The organism is Micromonospora sp. NPDC049051, assembly GCF_043197575.1.
In the GTDB taxonomy this organism is placed as follows: Bacteria; Actinomycetota; Actinomycetes; order Mycobacteriales; family Micromonosporaceae; genus Micromonospora.
In genome coordinates, this window is the sequence record NZ_JBICTL010000004.1 from 1 (window position 1) to 15,816 (window position 15,816).

At 75.2% G+C, this 15,816-nt stretch carries 17 protein-coding genes and 1 pseudogene; 12 read left to right on the top strand and 6 right to left on the bottom strand.

All coding sequences use genetic code 11. The features are described 5' to 3' along the window. Positions 1-90: pseudogene (locus ACGFIR_RS16655) on the top strand (phytochelatin synthase); the annotation flags it as partial. 154 nt (positions 91-244) lie between these two features. Here ACGFIR_RS16655 and ACGFIR_RS16660 read toward each other — a convergent pair. Then, positions 245-1,144: an A/G-specific adenine glycosylase gene (locus ACGFIR_RS16660; RefSeq protein ID WP_393145854.1), complete on the bottom strand. Its 900-nt coding sequence runs from the start codon at positions 1,142-1,144 to the stop codon at positions 245-247. 143 nt (positions 1,145-1,287) lie between these two features. Here ACGFIR_RS16660 and ACGFIR_RS16665 point away from each other — a divergent pair, with 143 nt between their 5' ends. The 3 genes from ACGFIR_RS16665 (at position 1,288) to ACGFIR_RS16675 (ending at position 3,255) form a co-directional block, all read left to right on the top strand. Continuing rightward, positions 1,288-1,800 (top strand): glycine cleavage system protein R, encoded by a 513-nt coding sequence (locus ACGFIR_RS16665; protein ID WP_392997992.1) that lies wholly within the window; start codon positions 1,288-1,290, stop codon positions 1,798-1,800. After that, positions 1,797-2,381: a peptide deformylase gene (locus tag ACGFIR_RS16670; protein ID WP_392997993.1), complete on the top strand. Its 585-nt coding sequence runs from the start codon at positions 1,797-1,799 to the stop codon at positions 2,379-2,381. The genes ACGFIR_RS16665 and ACGFIR_RS16670 overlap by 4 nt, the downstream gene beginning before the upstream one ends. Before the next feature lie 148 nt (positions 2,382-2,529). Continuing rightward, the gene (locus ACGFIR_RS16675; RefSeq protein WP_392997994.1) at positions 2,530-3,255 is read left to right on the top strand and encodes a hypothetical protein; all 726 of its coding nucleotides are present in this window, start codon (positions 2,530-2,532) and stop codon (positions 3,253-3,255) included. Positions 3,256-3,316: 61 nt separating this feature from the next. Here the strand turns inward: ACGFIR_RS16675 and disA are convergent, their stop codons facing one another. From disA to ACGFIR_RS16695, 4 genes are all read right to left on the bottom strand, one after another. Then, positions 3,317-4,498 (bottom strand): DNA integrity scanning diadenylate cyclase DisA, encoded by a 1,182-nt coding sequence (gene disA / locus ACGFIR_RS16680; protein WP_392997995.1) that lies wholly within the window; start codon positions 4,496-4,498, stop codon positions 3,317-3,319. A 142-nt stretch (positions 4,499-4,640) separates the two neighbouring features. Continuing rightward, a complete protein-coding gene (gene radA / locus ACGFIR_RS16685; protein WP_392997996.1) occupies positions 4,641-6,095 on the bottom strand; it encodes a DNA repair protein RadA in 1,455 nt (484 codons plus the stop codon). Positions 6,096-6,183: 88 nt separating this feature from the next. Further along, positions 6,184-6,936 (bottom strand): hypothetical protein, encoded by a 753-nt coding sequence (locus ACGFIR_RS16690; RefSeq protein ID WP_392997997.1) that lies wholly within the window; start codon positions 6,934-6,936, stop codon positions 6,184-6,186. A 138-nt stretch (positions 6,937-7,074) separates the two neighbouring features. After that, positions 7,075-7,920, bottom strand: coding sequence for a UbiA family prenyltransferase (locus tag ACGFIR_RS16695; RefSeq protein WP_393145856.1), 846 nt, complete (start codon positions 7,918-7,920; stop codon positions 7,075-7,077). 45 nt (positions 7,921-7,965) lie between these two features. On the opposite strand from ACGFIR_RS16695, the gene ACGFIR_RS16700 reads away from it, so the two are divergent. The 4 genes from ACGFIR_RS16700 (at position 7,966) to ACGFIR_RS16715 (ending at position 11,895) form a co-directional block, all read left to right on the top strand. Continuing rightward, entirely contained in the window at positions 7,966-8,739 is a 774-nt protein-coding gene (locus ACGFIR_RS16700) for a methyltransferase domain-containing protein (protein WP_392997999.1), read from the top strand. A gap of 44 nt (positions 8,740-8,783) precedes the next feature. Next, positions 8,784-9,950 carry an acyl-CoA dehydrogenase family protein gene (locus tag ACGFIR_RS16705; RefSeq protein WP_392998000.1) on the top strand — a complete coding sequence of 389 codons (1,167 nt, stop codon included), beginning with the start codon at positions 8,784-8,786 and terminating at the stop codon, positions 9,948-9,950. Positions 9,951-10,049: 99 nt separating this feature from the next. After that, the gene (locus tag ACGFIR_RS16710; protein ID WP_392999368.1) at positions 10,050-11,108 is read left to right on the top strand and encodes a type III polyketide synthase; all 1,059 of its coding nucleotides are present in this window, start codon (positions 10,050-10,052) and stop codon (positions 11,106-11,108) included. A gap of 31 nt (positions 11,109-11,139) precedes the next feature. Continuing rightward, positions 11,140-11,895 carry a hypothetical protein gene (locus tag ACGFIR_RS16715; protein WP_393145858.1) on the top strand — a complete coding sequence of 252 codons (756 nt, stop codon included), beginning with the start codon at positions 11,140-11,142 and terminating at the stop codon, positions 11,893-11,895. 30 nt (positions 11,896-11,925) lie between these two features. Here ACGFIR_RS16715 and ACGFIR_RS16720 read toward each other — a convergent pair whose 3' ends face one another. Continuing rightward, on the bottom strand, positions 11,926-12,621 hold the full coding sequence (locus ACGFIR_RS16720) for a hypothetical protein (protein WP_393145860.1): 696 nt from the start codon (positions 12,619-12,621) through the stop codon (positions 11,926-11,928). 328 nt (positions 12,622-12,949) lie between these two features. Here ACGFIR_RS16720 and ACGFIR_RS16725 point away from each other — a divergent pair, with 328 nt between their 5' ends. Genes ACGFIR_RS16725 through ACGFIR_RS16740 form a run of 4 tightly spaced genes read left to right on the top strand, consistent with a single transcriptional unit; the run spans position 12,950 to position 15,721 of the window. After that, positions 12,950-13,435: a CarD family transcriptional regulator gene (locus tag ACGFIR_RS16725; protein WP_007073334.1), complete on the top strand. Its 486-nt coding sequence runs from the start codon at positions 12,950-12,952 to the stop codon at positions 13,433-13,435. 55 nt (positions 13,436-13,490) lie between these two features. Further along, the gene (ispD, locus tag ACGFIR_RS16730; protein ID WP_392998003.1) at positions 13,491-14,186 is read left to right on the top strand and encodes a 2-C-methyl-D-erythritol 4-phosphate cytidylyltransferase; all 696 of its coding nucleotides are present in this window, start codon (positions 13,491-13,493) and stop codon (positions 14,184-14,186) included. A 16-nt stretch (positions 14,187-14,202) separates the two neighbouring features. Continuing rightward, entirely contained in the window at positions 14,203-14,685 is a 483-nt protein-coding gene (gene ispF, locus ACGFIR_RS16735) for a 2-C-methyl-D-erythritol 2,4-cyclodiphosphate synthase (RefSeq protein ID WP_392998004.1), read from the top strand. A 10-nt stretch (positions 14,686-14,695) separates the two neighbouring features. Beyond that, positions 14,696-15,721 carry a tetratricopeptide repeat protein gene (locus ACGFIR_RS16740; protein ID WP_393145861.1) on the top strand — a complete coding sequence of 342 codons (1,026 nt, stop codon included), beginning with the start codon at positions 14,696-14,698 and terminating at the stop codon, positions 15,719-15,721. Positions 15,722-15,816 lie beyond the last annotated feature (95 nt).

Here is a 15,816-nt window from a genome sequence, read left to right on the forward strand (position 1 = left end):
GCCGACTCCGCCAACCCCAACCAGGCCTCCTACCGCATGAACATCGACAACCTCGCCGACTGGATCGCCACCCGCGGCTACACCTCCTGACCCACCCGCAAGACCACGAAAGGGCCGGCCCCCGATCACGGGGACCGGCCCTTTCGGCGTGCACAGGAGGCTTCGTCCCGCACCCGGGCCACCTCCGGCGGGCGCGACAGCCAGGGCCCGTACCGTCGGGGATCCGTGCGCCCGGCGAAGGCCGTCAGGCCAGCGGGACCGGTGGCCCGTCGCCGACGAGGCGGAACGAGGATTCGCCGACCGGTTCCACGAGACCGTCGCGTACGAGCCCGGCGAGGGCCCGGGACCGCGGGACGTCGTCGGCCCACACCTGGTCCAGCCGCTGGTGCGGCACCGGCGCGGTCGCCTCCCGCAGGAGGCCGAGCAGCAGTCCGCGTACCTGGCGGTCGGTGCCGGCGTACCGCTGGGGGCGGCGGGTCGGACCCGCGGGGGCCTCGCGGCCGGACGCGCGCCAGGCGCAGACCGACTCGACGGGGCAGGCGCCGCAGCGGGGTGAGCGGGCGACGCAGACCACCGCGCCCAGCTCCATGAAGGCGGCGCTGGCCAGGGCGGCGGCGGCCGGTTCGGCGGGGAGCAGTTCCTCGGTGGCGACCAGGTCCGCCGGGCGGGTCGCCGGCCCGGCGTCCGGTTCGCCGGCGATCGCCCGGCACACCACCCGGCGTACGTTGGTGTCGACCACCGGGTGCCGCTGGCCGAACGCGAACGCGGCCACCGCCCGCGCCGTGTACGTGCCGACGCCCGGCAGGGCCAGCAGTTGGTCCAGCCGGTCCGGGACCCGGCCCCCGTGGCGCTCGACGATCGCCAGCGCGCACTCCCGCAGCCGTACCGCCCGGCGGGGGTAGCCGAGCCGCCCCCACATCCGGATCGCCTCGGCGGGGCTGTCCGCCGCCAGTGCGGCCGGCTCCGGCCAGCGCGCCAGCCAGGCCTCCCAGGCCGGAACCACACGGACGACCGGCGTCTGCTGGAGCATGACCTCGCTGACCAGGATGGCCCACGGGCTCACGTCGGGCCCGCGCCACGGCAGGTCGCGGGCGTTCTCCTCGTACCACCGGCTGACCAGGGTGGCGAAAGTGGGCTCAGTCATCGCGCCGCCGATGATGTCACGCGGCCCACGACCGCCGTGGCGCGGGCGACGAGAGGCGACGGGGACCGCTTACCGTCCCGCTGGCTGGGCGTACGGGCGGGGCGCTGCGGGGAGGGCGCGCGTGGATCGTGCAGAATGCCCGGATGAACGAGCTCGCGATCACCGTCATCGGCCGGGACCGGCCGGGCATCGTGGCCGACGTCGCCGAGGTGCTCGCCCGGCTCGGCGCGAACCTCACCGACAGCACGATGACCCGGCTGCGGGGTCATTTCGCGATGACCCTGGTCTGCGTGGGCCCGGCCGCCGCCGACGTCGAGGCCGCGCTGGCGCCGCTCTCCGCCGACGGCCAGCTGCTGGCCACCGTACGCGCCGTCACCCCCGACGGTGAGACGGCTTCCGCCGGCGAGCCGTACGTGATGTCGGTGCACGGCGCGGACCGGATGGGCATCGTGGCGGCCATGACCCGGGTGCTGGCCGACGCCGGCGGCAACGTCACCGACCTGAGTACCCGGCTGACCGGCTCGCTCTACGTGGTGGTCGCCGAGGTGGAGTTGCCGCCCGGCACGGCCGACGAACTGGCCGGGCGGCTCACGGCGACGGCTGCGGAGCTGGGTGTCGGGGTGACCCTCCGGCCGGCCGATCCGGACCTGCTGTGACCGGCGCCGGACACGACCCGGAGGCCGGGGCGTACGTCGGCCTCGGCGACTGGACCCCGGAGTCCCTGGCCGTGCCGGGGGAGGTGCGGCCGGTGGTTTCCGCGCCGGAGCAGGTGCTCAGCCGGCCCGGCGACGAGGTGGACCCGACGGCGGCGGAGACGGTACGGCTGGCCGCCGACCTGATCGCCACCATGCGGGTGTCGCCGGGCTGCGTGGGACTGGCCGCCCCGCAGGTCGGCGTGGGGGCGCAGGTCTTCGCGGTGGACGTGACCGGCCACCCGAAGGCGGTCACCGTGCACGGCACCTTCGCGCTGTGCAACGCGCGGGTCGTCGAGGCGAGCCGGTGGAAGGTGGCCCGCGAGGGGTGCATGTCGGTGCCCGACCTGACCGGGGACGTCAAGCGGGCGAGCCGGCTGGTGGTGGAGGGCGTGCTGCCCGGCTCGGGCCGACCCGTACGGCTGGTGACGGACGGGTTCGAGGCGCGGGCCCTCCAGCACGAGATCGACCACTGCGCCGGCCTGCTCTTCCTCGACCGGGTCGCCGGCGCCCACGCCATCTACCAGCGCAAGGTGTACCTCTGAGTGGCGGCGGCGCGGCGACCCAGCGTCGCCGGTAGGACACGGTCGGCAGGCGGAACCGTCGCAAGTGGAGGTCGAGTGGGGTGAGCCGTGGAGGACTCGGCGCGTCGCGCGGTGCTGGCGCGCCCCGCGCCGCTACGGTGGGGGCATCATGCGTCTGACGGTCGGCCCCCTGCCCCCCGCCGTTTACTGGCGGCGTCGCGCCGTCGTACTCGGAGCGGGGCTTCTCTTCCTGATTGTCCTGCTCTATTCGTGCACCGGTTCGGACCGGAACGCGAAGAGGGGCGGTGACGCGCAGCCCACTGCGGGCGCGACGTCACCCGGTGCCTCGCCGGAGCCCACCGGCTCGGTGCTCACTCCCCAGACCGGCGGCCCCGCGTCGGGCGCGCCGGGTGGTGGCCCCGCCGCCGGTGACCCGTCGGACGGCCCGGTCACCACGGACTCGCCGCCGGTGGCGCCGGTCGTACCGGCCGCCGATGACGGTGCCTGCACGGACGCCGAGATCACGGTGACCCCGGTGGCCCAGCCCTCCTCGGTGGTCCGGGGTGCCGTGGTGGACCTCCAGCTCAAGATCAAGAATCGCTCCGAGCGGACGTGCAGCCGCGACGTCGGCGCCTCCGCGCAGGAGCTGTTCATCAAGTCGGGGGCCGAGAAGATCTGGTCGTCCGACACGTGCGGCACCGCCCAGGGTTCCGACGTGCAGTCCTTCACGCCGGGCTTCGAACGCTCCTACCAGGTGGGCTGGAACGGCCGTGACACCACCAAGTGTGCCAACGGGCTGGCGGCGGGCCCTCACCCGCAGGCGGGGACGTACCAGGTCTTCGCCCGGGTCGGCACCAAGCTCAGCGAGCCGGTCAAGCTCACCGTCACCGACTGAGCGACCCCGTCACCGACTGGGCGATCGCGTCCCCGCCGGTCGGGCGCGGCATAGGGCCTGGTCAGACGTAGCGTTCGAGGATCGACGCCTCGGCGAGCCGGGAGAGCCCTTCGCGGACACCCCGGGCCCGGGCGTCGCCGACCCCCTCGACGGCCTGGAGATCCTCGACCGTGGCCCCCAGCAGGCGCTGGAGACTGCCGAAGTGCACGACGAGACGGTCGACCACGGTCACCGGCAGCCGGGGCACCTTGGCCAGCAGCCGGAAGCCGCGCGGGCTGACCGCCGCGTCGAGCGCGTCGGACGCGGCCGGGTAGCCGATCGCCTTGGCCACCGAGACCAGGTCGATCAACTCGGTCGCGCCGAGCAGATCCAGCTCCACCAGCGCCTCGTCGAGGGTGCGGGACTTGCGGCCGGTCGGCAGGTAGTCCCGGATGACGAGGGTGCGGTCGGCGTCGACGCCGGCCATCAGCTCGTCGAGTTGAAGGGCCAGCAGGCGACCGTCGGTGCCCAGTTCCACCACGTAGCCGGCGATCTCGTCGGCGATCCGGCGGACCATCTCGAGCCGCTGCACCACCGCGACCGCGTCCCGTACGGTGACCAGGTCCTCGATCTCCAGCGCGGAGAGGGTGCCGGAGACCTCGTCCAGCCGGAGCTTGTAGCGCTCCAGCGTGGCGAGCGCCTGGTTGGCGCGGGACAGGATCGCCGCCGAGTCGTCCAGCACGTGCCGCTGGCCGTTGACGTAGAGGCTGATGATCCGCATCGACTGGCTGACCGAGATCACGGGAAAGCCCGTCTGCCGGGCGACCCGTTCCGCTGTGCGGTGCCGGGTGCCGGACTCCTCGGTCGGGATGGTGGGGTCGGGCATGAGGTGCACGGCGGCCCGCACGATGCGGGTGCCGTCGCTGGAGAGCACGACGCCGCCGTCCATCTTGCACAGCTCCCGCACCCGGGTGGCGGAGAACTCGACGTCGAGCGGGAAACCGCCCGTGCAGAGGCCCTCGACCACCTTGTCGTAGCCGAGGACGATCAGCGCGCCCGTCCGGCCGCGCAGGATGCGCTCGAGGCCGTCGCGCAGAGCGGTGCCCGGGGCCATCAGGGCCAGGTTCGCCCGCAGCGGGTCGCCGGCGCCTCCGGCGCCGCCGGTCACGCTCACGCTGATCGGGCGGGCGGGGGAGCCCACGGCGCCGGTGCGGGCGTGGGGTGTCGCGCCGGCAGGCTTGGCGGTGTCGCGGTCGATCGGCACGGGCACAGTCTACGGACTGCCCTGCGGTGGGTGCTGTCGTGGTTACTGTGATGTGTCACGATGTCCCACCACGCCCGGACCGTGGGCCGGCGTCCGAGCTGCCCGGTATCGGAGTATGCGTGCCGCCGTCGGTCACCCACGGTCACTCCGCAGACGCCCGGGCGACGGCCTGGAGCGCCGCGCGGACGTCGGTCACCTCGATCACCCGCATGTGCTCCGGCGTCACGCCGGTGCTGTCGGGACCGCAACCCGTCGGCACCAGGGCGAGTCGGAACCCGAGCCGGGCCGCCTCGGCCAGCCGACGCGGCACCGCGCCGACGCGGCGTACCTCGCCGGTCAGGCCGACCTCGCCGATCGCCACCAGGTGCGGCGCGATGGCCAGGTTGAGCCCGCCCGAGGCGACGGCGAGGGCGACGGCGAGGTCGGCCGCGGGCTCCACCACCCGGATGCCCCCGACGGTGGCCGCGAAGACCTCCCGGTCGTGCAGGGTCAGGCGCTCGGTGCGCCGCTGGAGCACGGCCAGGACCATCGCGAGCCGGGCCGAGTCGAGCCCCGAGACCGTCCGCCGGGGCGAGCCGGCCACGGTCGCGCCGATCAGCGCCTGCACCTCGGTGACCAGGGCCCGGCGCCCCTCCATCGCCACCGTGACGCAGGTGCCGGGCACCGGCTCCGAATAACGCGTCAGGAAGAGCCCGGACGGGTCGGCCAGGCTGCTGATGCCGCCCTCGTGCATCTCGAAGCAGCCCACCTCGTCGGCGGCGCCGAACCGGTTCTTGACGCCGCGCACCATGCGCAGCGACGAGTGCTTGTCGCCCTCGAAGTGCAGCACCACGTCGACCAGGTGCTCCAGCACCCGGGGACCGGCGACCTGACCGTCCTTGGTGACGTGGCCGACCAGCACGGTGGCGATGCCCCGCTCCTTGGCCACCGCGACCAGGGCGGCGGTGACCGCCCGCACCTGGGTGACCCCGCCCGACACGCCCTCGGCGTTGGTGGTGGAGATGGTCTGCACCGAGTCGAGCACCAGCAGGCCCGGCTTGACCGCGTCGAGGTGACCGAGCACCGCGGCGAGGTCGCTCTCGGCCGCGAGGTAGAGCTGGTCGTGCAGGGTGCCCATCCGCTCCGCACGCAGCCGGACCTGGCTGACCGACTCCTCGCCGCTGACCACCAGCGAAGGGCTGCCGGCGCCGGCGGCCCACTGCTGGGCCACGTCGAGCAGCAGGGTGGACTTGCCGACGCCCGGCTCACCGGCGAGCAGCACCACCGCGCCGGGGACCAGGCCACCGCCGAGGACCCGGTCGAGCTCGCTGACCCCGGTGGGGCGGGCCCGTGCCGGCGCGGCGCTGATGGTGGCGATCGGCCGGGCGGGCTCGGCCGGCATCCGGGAGCTGACCACCTTGCCGGAGACCGTCGGGCCGGTGACCGTGCACTCGACCACCGAGCCCCACTCGCCGCACTCCGGGCACCGCCCGACCCACTTCGGCGGCTGGTGCCCGCAGGCGTCGCACTCGTAGGCCGGCCGGGGCTCGCGGGCGGCGGCGCGGCCGCGCCCGCCGGCCCCACCGGCACGGGAGGAGGTCGATCGGGAGGTGGTCACACCGGGACGTTAGTCCCCCCGTACGACGAAGACACCGCCGGCGTGGTGGTCGCCACGCCGGCGGTGTCTCCGGTCGAAACGGGGCGGGTCAGTGGCCGCCCTCCTCCTGGCCCTCGTAGCCGCCCAGCCGCTCGGTGATTTGCGACGGCGGCGCGGCCGGGGTGAGCGGCACGGCGACGGGCGCCGGGCCGGTGACCGTCTGGCCGTTGCCGAAGTCGAAGGTCACGACGACGTTCTGCCCGGAGCGCAGCGACTCGTTCAGGCCGATGAGCCGGAGGACCCGACCGCCCTCGGTGTTGAGCCGCACGTAGCTCTGCGCCGGGATCTCGATCCGGGCCGGCTCGCCGGCCGGCGCGGCGGGGCTTGCCGGGGCCGGGCTCTCCGGGGCGCCCGGGCTGACCGATTCCGAGGGGCTCTCCGAGGCGCCCGGGCTGGGCGACTCCGACCCGGACGGCTCGGGCGACGGCGACTCGGACGCCGACTCGCTCGGGGACGCCGACGGGCTGGCGGTGGCGCCGGCGCCGGTGATCACCACCTCGCGGGCGCTGTCGGTGGTCACGGTCACGGTCACCGGGTTCGGCGAGTCGTTGTAGAGCACGGCGCTCAGCACGGCGTCGGCACCCGCCCGGTAGCCCTCGGTGCCGGGGAAGGCGACCAGCAGGCCGCGGACCGCGTACTCGCCGTTGCCGGCCGACAGGTTGACGCCCTGGACCGACGGCTCCTTGTTGGCGGTCTCGGAGACCTGGCCGGCGCCGCAGCCGGACAGCAGCAGCCCGGTCGCCGCGGCCATCCCGGTCAGCAGCAGGGCCGCCCGCCGGGAACCCCTGATCGAGCGCGTCACGTCGGTCCTCCTCGTCACGATGCCACCCGGTGCTCACGCCGGGCGTGGTGGCCCTGCCCGCGCGGACCGCGCTCCAGGGTAGTTGGGCCTGATCCGGGCCCGCACGCCGACCCGTACATGCCACCCGCGGGGCGGGCCCTACACCAGCCGACCGCTCGTGACCAGCAGGACGACGTCGATGACGGCCACGAGCATCACGGCCCGGAAGGCGGCCACCTGCCGACCCCCGGACCGGGCGGCGGCGCGCCCGCCGTACCAGCTCAGCGGCGGCACCACGACGGCGGCCGCGACCGCCGCGAGGCCGGCCCCCGACGGCGGCCCGGGCGGCCCGAGGACCAGCGTGGCGGTCGCCGCGAGCAGCAGCAGCGCGGCGGCGGCCCGGCTGCCGGCGGGACCGAGCCGGTGCGGCAGCCCGCGCACCCCCGTGCGGGCGTCGTCGGCCAGGTCGGGCAGGACGTTGGCGAAGTGCGCCCCGGCGCCCAGGCAGGCCGCGGCGGCGACCAGCCAGACCGGCGGGAGCACCGCCCCGGGCAGCGCCAGCACGACGAAGGCGGGCAGCGAGCCGAAGGAGACCGCGTAGGGCAGCACCGAGACGGGGGTCGACTTCAGCGGCCAGTCGTAGAGCAGCGCCGAGACCAGCCCGAGGGTGGCGCAGAGCGCGGCGGTCGCTCCGGTGGCCAGCGCCAGGGCCAGCGCCGGGGTGGCGAGCGCGGCCACCGCCGCGGCCACGGCCGTCACGCGCCGGCCGACCTCGCCGGCGGCGACCGGTTTGTCGGTACGCCCGACCGTGGCGTCCCGGTCGGCGTCGAGCGCGTCGTTGGCCCAGCCGACGGCCAACTGGCTGGACGCCACGGTGAGCACCACGGCGACGACCCCGGCGGGCCGGTGCCCGACGCCCCAGGCCAGCAGCCCGGCCACGGTGGTGACCGCGGCGGCCGGCTCGGGGTGACTCGCCCTGACCAGCCCTAGCACCGATGGCGACATAGGGGAAGTCTGGTCGTTACCGGGCAGTCGTGCCACGCTCGATCCATGCCGGACGCTGGCCGTACCCTGCCACGCAACGATCCGCGCCAGTACGACGACCTGGCCGGCGAGTGGTGGCGGCCGGACGGCGTGTTCGCGATGCTGCACTGGCTGGCCGAGGCCCGCGCGGCGCTCGTGCCGGCGGCGTCGCGCCCCGGTGCCCTCCTGGTCGACCTCGGGTGCGGCGCCGGGCTGCTCGCCCCGCACCTGGCCGGCAAGGGCTACCGGCACGTCGGCGTCGACCTCACCCGGTCGGCCCTGGAACAGGCCGCCGAGCACGGGGTGATCGTCGTCAACGGCGACGCGACGGCCGTGCCGCTGGCCGACGGTTGTGCCGACGTGGTCGCCGCGGGCGAGTTGCTGGAACACGTGCCGGACTGGCGGCGGGCGGTGGCCGAGGCGTGCCGGCTGCTGCGGCCCGGCGGCCTGCTCGTCCTGGACACGTTGAACGACACGGCGCTGAGCCGGCTGCTCGCCGTACGGGTCGCCGAGCAACTGCCCACCGTGCCGAGGGGCATCCACGATCCACGGTTGTTCGTGGACGCCCGGGCGCTGGTGGCCGAGTGCGCCCGGCACGGCGTCGACCTGCGTGTGCGGGGCGTCCGGCCGGGGGTGCCCGGCCTGCTCGGCTGGCTGCTCCGCCGGATGCGCGCCGCCGCCCGTCCGTACGCGACGCCGGGCGACTCTCCCCACACGGCGGCTGCCGGCCCCACGCCACGGATCGTGCCGACCTGGTCGACGGCCGTGCTCTACCAGGGGCGTGGCACGCGGAGCGGATAGCGGTGCCCGTCCCTGGGTAGGGAGAGGGCCGAGAAGGGGGCTGTATGACGCAGCACGCGCTCCAGGCGGCTCGCCGCCTGGCACCGAGGCTGGCCGCCCGGGCGGCGGAACACGACCGGGACGGCTCGTTCCCCGTCGAGGACTTCCGGGACCTGCGCGAGGCGGGGCTCTTCGGCCTGATGGTCCCCACCGCGCTCGGCGGGATGGGCGCCACCTTCGCCGAGTACGCGGCGGTCGCCACCGAGCTGGCCCGGGGCAACGGCGCGACCGCCCTGGTCTTCAACATGCACGCCTCGGTCACCGGTGCGCTGGGCGCTGTCACCGAGGAACTGGCCGAGGCGCTCGGGGTGCCGGACGAGGCGCTGGCGGCCCGGGACCGCCTGCTCTCCGCCGCCGCCCAGGGCTCCTGGTACGCCGTGGCGATGAGCGAGCGCGGCGCCGGCGCCCGGCTGTCCCAGCTCAGCACCGTCTACGAGCCGGTCGACGGCGGTTGGCACCTCAAGGGCAGCAAGACGTTCTGTTCCGGGGCCGGGCACGCCGACGGCTACCTGGTGGCCGCCCGCAGCGCCGTCGACCAGTCGGTCGTCTCGCAGTTCCTGGTGCCGGCCGGCGACGGCCTGACGGTCGAGCCCACCTGGGACTCGCTGGGCATGCGCGCGACCTCCTCGCACGACCTGCACCTGGACGTGCGCGTGCCGGCCGACCGGCTGCTCGGCGGCGTGGAGGGGCTGGCCCTGGTGGTCGCCCAGCTCATGCCGCACTGGCTGGTCGCCAGCTACGCCGCCGTCTACGTCGGGGTGGCCCGGGCGGCGGTCGACGCGGCGGCCGAGCAGCTGAACGCCCGCAACCTCGCCGGCCTGCCGGCGGTCCGGTCCCGCCTCGGCAGGGCCGACGCGGCCGTGGCGGCGGCCCAGCTGGTGGTCGCGGAGGCGGCCCGTCGGGTGGACGAGGCCCCGGGCGACGCGGAGACGAACCGCTGGGTCTGGCGGGCGAAGCTGCTCGCCGGCACCACCGCCGCCGAGGTGGCGGCGTCCATGCTGGAGGCGGCCGGCACGTCCGCGACCCGGCGGGGACATCCGCTGGAGCGGCTCTACCGGGATGCCCGCTGCGGCTCGCTGCACCCGGCGACGTCGGACGTCTGCGCGGACTGGCTCGGCATCGCCGCGCTGGGCGGGGACCCGGACCGCGACGCAACGGTTCCTCGTTGGTGAGCGTGGGGAGTCCGCCGGGGCGGCGGACGCGCGGGCGCACGCAACGGGGGCCCGTCCAGGGGCGGGGTCGGCCGCCCGGTGCGCAAGGCCGGACGAGAGGTGGGCATGGTGGCCGTACCGGTGATCGCGGGGCTGGGGACGGCGCATCCGCCGTCCGCCGCGCAGGACGACCTGTGGGAGGGCTTCTTCTCGAAGCACTTCTCCGGCAGCACGCGCGCGCTGGCACAGCGGATCTTCGCGCACTCGGGGGTCACCCGCCGCCAGGCGGCCGTGAACCCGTTGCTGGAGGACGTCTCGGACTGGCCGACGGAGCGCCGGATGCGCCGCTACCTGGTGGAGGCGCTGCCGCTGGGCAAGGAGGCGGTGGGCCGGGCGTTGACCGCCGCCGGCCTCTCCGCCGGCGACATCGGGCTCTTCGTCGTCTGCTCGTGCACCGGCTACGCCACCCCGGGGCTGGACATCCTGCTCGCCCGGGACCTGGGCATGGCCCCGGACACGCAGCGCATGTTCGTCGGGCACATGGGCTGCTACGCCGCCCTGCCGGGGCTGGGTGCGGCGGGCGACTTCGTCACCGCCCGGGGCCGGCCCGCGCTGCTGCTCTGCGCGGAGCTGACCAGCCTGCACATCCAGCCCTCCAGCGCCCGCGTGGACACCCAGCAGATCGTCTCCCACGCGCTCTTCTCGGACGCCGCCGTCGCCGCCGTGGTCGTCCCTGACGGCCGGGGGTACGCGCTGCGCGAGGTCATCTCCGTGACGGACACCTCGACGGCCGACCACATGACCTGGGACGTCACCGACACCGGGTTCCGGATGGGGCTGTCGCCGAAGGTGCCGCAGGTGCTCTCCACGCACGTACGGGGCCTGGTCGGAGGGCTGCTGGCCCGGCACGGTACGACGCTGTCCGAGGTGGACGGATGGGCGGCGCACCCGGGAGGCCCGCGCATCCTGAACGTGGTCGAGCGGGAGCTGGCCCTGCCGCCGGAGGGACTGGCGGCGTCCCGGGCGACGCTGGACGAGCACGGCAACTGTTCGTCGCCGACGGTGCTGCTGATCCTCGACCGGCTGCGCCGGGCCGCGTCGCCGCCCCGCCGGGTGGTGATGCTGGCGTTCGGCCCCGGCCTGACCCTCTACGCCGCCCTGCTCGAACGACAGGGGTGAGGCGGTCGCGAGATGCGATTACTCTTCGGTAATGGACGCCGATGCGGCAGACCGGCCAGGTGCCGGTGAGCACTCGACTCCCGTCGGGCCCGACGACCGGCTGCGCACCGCCGTGCTGGCCGCGGTGGGGCTGGCCGCGCTGGTCGGCGGCGGCTGGTGGTGGCAGGCCGAGGCGCCCCGTACCGGTCTCGTGGCGGACTCGTCGGGCGGCTCGCCGGCCGTCCAGCCGGAGGCGAGGGTCCGGGCCGTCGTGCCGGCTGAGAGGTCCGGGCAGTCCGTCAACTTCTGGCTGGTCGATCCGGGCAGCGGTGTCGCGTTCCGGACCGATCCGCGCAGCGGCGTGACGGTCCGGGTGGATCCAGGCACGGGCGCGGTGGTTCAGGTGGATCCGCGCGGCGGCGCGGCGGCGCGGGTGGGCGCCGGTGACCCGGAAACGCGCCGTGCCGGGAGCGGGCGACGTCAGGACAGCGGCGGGCGTCGAGCGCTGGACAGCTTCCCCGACACGGTCTGGAGCGTCCAGGGGCTGCTTCGGCCGACGGGAGGGATCGTCAAGCAGGCCTCCGCCGAGCGCGGGGCCCGTCATCTGCTCCAGTACCGCTGCGTCGGCCCCGGTGAGCTGCTGATCGTGGTCGACGGGGCGTGGGCGGCGGACCCGATCACCAGCGCCTGCGACGGCTCGGTCACGGCGACGGAGGTCACCGGCAGGGGCGGGCCGTTCCAGGTCTCGCTGTCGAGCGCCAACGCCGAGCCGCTCCGGGTCGAGGCGCAACTCGTCGCCCTGGGCTGACTGCGCGGTTTTTTCCGCCAAACGGGCGGCTCAGGCGGCGAGACGGGCCAGGTCGGCGCGGTAGTCCTCGGCGGAGCGGATCTCGGGCACCACCCCGACGAGGACGCCGGACCGGTCCACCAGCAGCGCGGTGGTGGCGCCGGCGGGGGCCGGCAGGTGCAGGAAAGCGCGCAGCCCGCCGGCCGGGTCGGCGAGCGGTCGTACGGTCGCCCCGCCCGGCGGCGACGTGACGCGTACGGGCCGGTCGTCGGCGACGGTGACGATCGTGACGCCGGCCGGTGCCAGGGCGGCGGCGGTGGTCACGTCGTCCGGGCAGGGGCAGCCGTCCACCAGGATGATCATCGCTGGCACCAGTCCACGCAGGGGCACCGGCGACTGCCCCGCGTCGACCAGGTCCAGCGCGGGCAGCGGTCGACCGACGGATCCGGCCGGCGGCGCGTACGGGCCGGGGGAGGGCTCCGGGGCGGACCGGCCGGACCGGGGCCAGGTGACCGCCGCGAGGCCGGCGAGAGTGGTCAGCACCGCCACCAGCAGCACCAGCAGAGGCAGGGCGAGGGGTGACCGCGCCACGGCACGTGGGACGGAGTGGCGGGGCGTCCCGCGCAGCTCGCGTCGGAGTTGTTCGGCCTCGGCCGCCAGGGCGGAGGCGTCGTCCGGTACGACCACCCGACCCCACTCCGGCGGCAGGTCGGGCAGCCCGGGGCCGTCTGCGTCGGGCTTGCCCATCGGGGACCCCCAGGACGTCTCGGCGAGCGGACAGCGGCTCGACCTCCAGCGTCCCGCACGGGGCCGGCTGCCGCTACACCTGGGCGCGTACCCGCCCGGCCGGCTACCATGGGAGGAGCGCATAGCCCTTGATCTCGACGTTCGCGTCACTCGTACCGGGACGTCATCTGAGCGTTACGGAGCGTGGTCAAACCACTGGTTTGGCGGCCTGTCAAGCTGAAGAAAGACCTCTCACAGGGCCCCTGAGCTGCGCCAACGGTCAGGACAGCGGTGAGACATCGGTGCCTGAGCGTGTTACCCTAGACACAGCGAAAGGGGTTTCGAACCTATGGTTTTCAGTGTCGGCGAGACCGTTGTTTACCCCCACCACGGGGCCGCACTCATCGAGGCAATCGAGACTCGGGTCATCAAGGGCGAGCCCAAGCAATACCTCGTCCTGAGGGTCGCACAGGGTGACCTGACGGTCCGGGTGCCCGCCGAGAACGCCGAGATCGTGGGTGTGCGCGAGGTGGTCGGCGAAGAGGGCCTCGGCAAGGTCTTCGACGTGCTCCGTGCACCGCACACCGAGGAGCCGACCAACTGGTCGCGGCGTTACAAGGCGAATCTGGAGAAGCTGGCCTCCGGTAACCCGCTGAAGGTCGCCGAGGTCGTGCGCGACCTGTGGCGTCGGGAGCGGGAGCGGGGTCTCTCCGCGGGTGAGAAGCGCATGCTCGCGAAGGCCCGCGACATTCTGGTCGGCGAGGTCGCGCTGGCCGAGAAGAGCACCAAGGACGAGGCGGAGACGCTGCTCGACAAGGTCCTCACCGAGGCCTAGTCCCCACAGCATCGTCGTACCCGATTCGTAGCGAACAAACACCGAGGACCGCGACGTGACCGCGCAGCTCAATCCGTGCGGTGACGTCGCGGTCCTCGTGCCTGCGGCCGGTGCCGGCGTACGGCTCGGCCCCGGCCGCCCCAAGGCGCTGCGGCTGCTCGGCGGGGAACCCCTGCTGGTGCACGCGGTCCGCCGGCTCGCCGCCGCGCCGTCGGTGCACACCATCGTCGTCGCCGCCCCGGCCGCCGAGGTGACGGCGGTGCGTGACCTGCTCGCCCCGGTCGCCCCGGTGACCGTGGTGCCCGGCGGCGCCGAGCGGCAGGCGTCGGTGGCCGCCGCCCTCGCGGCCGTGCCCGCCGGCCCGGAGATCGTCCTCGTGCACGACGCCGCCCGGGCGCTGACCCCACCCGAACTGGTGGAGTCCGTCGCGGCGGCCGTCCGCGCCGGGCACGACGCGGTGATCCCGGTGCTTCCCGTCGTCGACACGATCAAGGAGGTCGGCGCCGACGAGGTCGTCCTCGGCACCGTCGACCGTTCCGCCCTGCGCGCGGTGCAGACCCCGCAGGGTTTCCGCCGGGCGGTGCTGACCGCCGCGCACGCCGCCGCCGGTGACCCGCTCACCGACGACGCCGGCCTGGTTGAGAAGCAGGGCGTCCCGGTGGCCTGCGTCCCCGGCTCGGAGTACGCGCTGAAGGTCACCCGCCCGTTCGACCTGGCGCTGGCCGAGCACCTGCTCGCCACGGGCGCCTGACGCGTACCCTCTTCGCATGATCGTTCCCCGGGTGGCCATCGGCACCGACGTGCACGCCTTCGAGGCGGGCCGGCCGTGCTGGGTGGCCGGTCTGCACTGGCCCGACCAGGACGGCCTGGCCGGGCACTCGGACGCCGACGTGGCCGCGCACGCCGCCTGCAACGCGCTGCTCTCGGCGGCCGGCCTCGGGGACCTGGGCGCCAACTTCGGGGTGGGCCAGCCCGAGTGGGCCGGCGCGTCGGGCGTCGCCCTGCTCACCGAGAGCGCCCGCCGGGTGCGGGCCGCCGGCTTCGAGATCGGCAACGTCTCCGTGCAGGTGGTCGGCAACCGGCCCAAGATCGGCCCGCGCCGCGAGGAGGCCCAGCGGGTGCTCTCCGAGGCGGTCGGCGCACCCGTCACGGTCTCCGCCGCCACCACCGACGGCCTCGGCTTCACCGGGCGCGGCGAGGGCCTCACCGGCATCGCGGTCGCCCTGGTGTACGACGCCCCGGCCGCCTAGGCTCGCCGCGATGTCCAGCGACGCCGCCTCCGACCGGTCCGCCGCCGACGGCTACCTCCAGCGCGCCCAGCTCCTCGCCGAGCTCGGCCGCTACGACGAGGCCGCAGCCGAGGTCTCCTACGCTGTCGCCCTGGACCCGGCCGACGCCGGGGCGCTGACCATGCTGTCCCGGGTCCACCTCGCGGCCGGCCGGCCGACGGAGGCGCGTACCGCCGCCGACGCCGCGGTCGCCGCCGCCCCGGAGAGCGTCCCGGCACTGGTCGCCCGGGCCCTCGCCCTCGGCGATCTGGAGGAGTACGCCGAGGCGGCCCGCACCGCCGACCGGATCCTGGCGCTGGGCCCCGACGACGCGTACGCGCAGAGCAGCGCGGCGGCGATCCTGGCCGGCTCCCGCAACGGGCAGCCGGCGCTGAACGCGGCCTGGCGCGGGGTGGAGCTGGCCCCCGAGAACCCGCAGGCCCACCTGGTGCTCGGGCTGGTGGCGGCGAACATGCAGATGTTCGACCTGGCCGAGCGGGCCTACCGGGAGGCGCTGCGGCTGGACCCGCAGCTCGCCGAGGCCCGGCACGACATCGGCGTGCTGCGGCTGGAGCAGCGGCGCTGGAGCGAGGCGCTGGAACACCTGGCCGAGGCCGCCGCGATGAGCCCCGGCCGGGTCGACTCCGGACGGACCATCTCGCTCGGCCTGCGGCAGCTCGTGATCTACGCGGCGGGCTGGACGATGATCACCGCCGTGCTGATCGCCTGCATGGCGCCGGGCAGCGGCGGGGTGTCCCGGTTCGCGGCGGCGTTCGCGGCGCTCGGCGGGGCCCTGGTGTTCTGGCGCTTCGCCGCCCGGCTGCCCGGCCTGTCCCGGACGATCCTGCCGAGCCTGCTCCGCTCCGACCGCGTCCTGGCGCTGGCCGTCTACGCGGCGGCCGTCGCGCCGGCGCTGATCCTCCTCTACGCCCTGGTCGGCACTCCGTGGCCGCTGGTCCTCGCCATCGTCGCCGCGGCCGCCGCCGAACTCGCCGTCCTCTCCCGCACGACGGTCTGACCCGGCACCGCCTGCCCCCTCGGTATCGCCTGGTGGGTCGACGCCGGCTGAATCCGTCGGCACCGCCTGGTCCGTCGGCACCGGCTGGGTCCGTC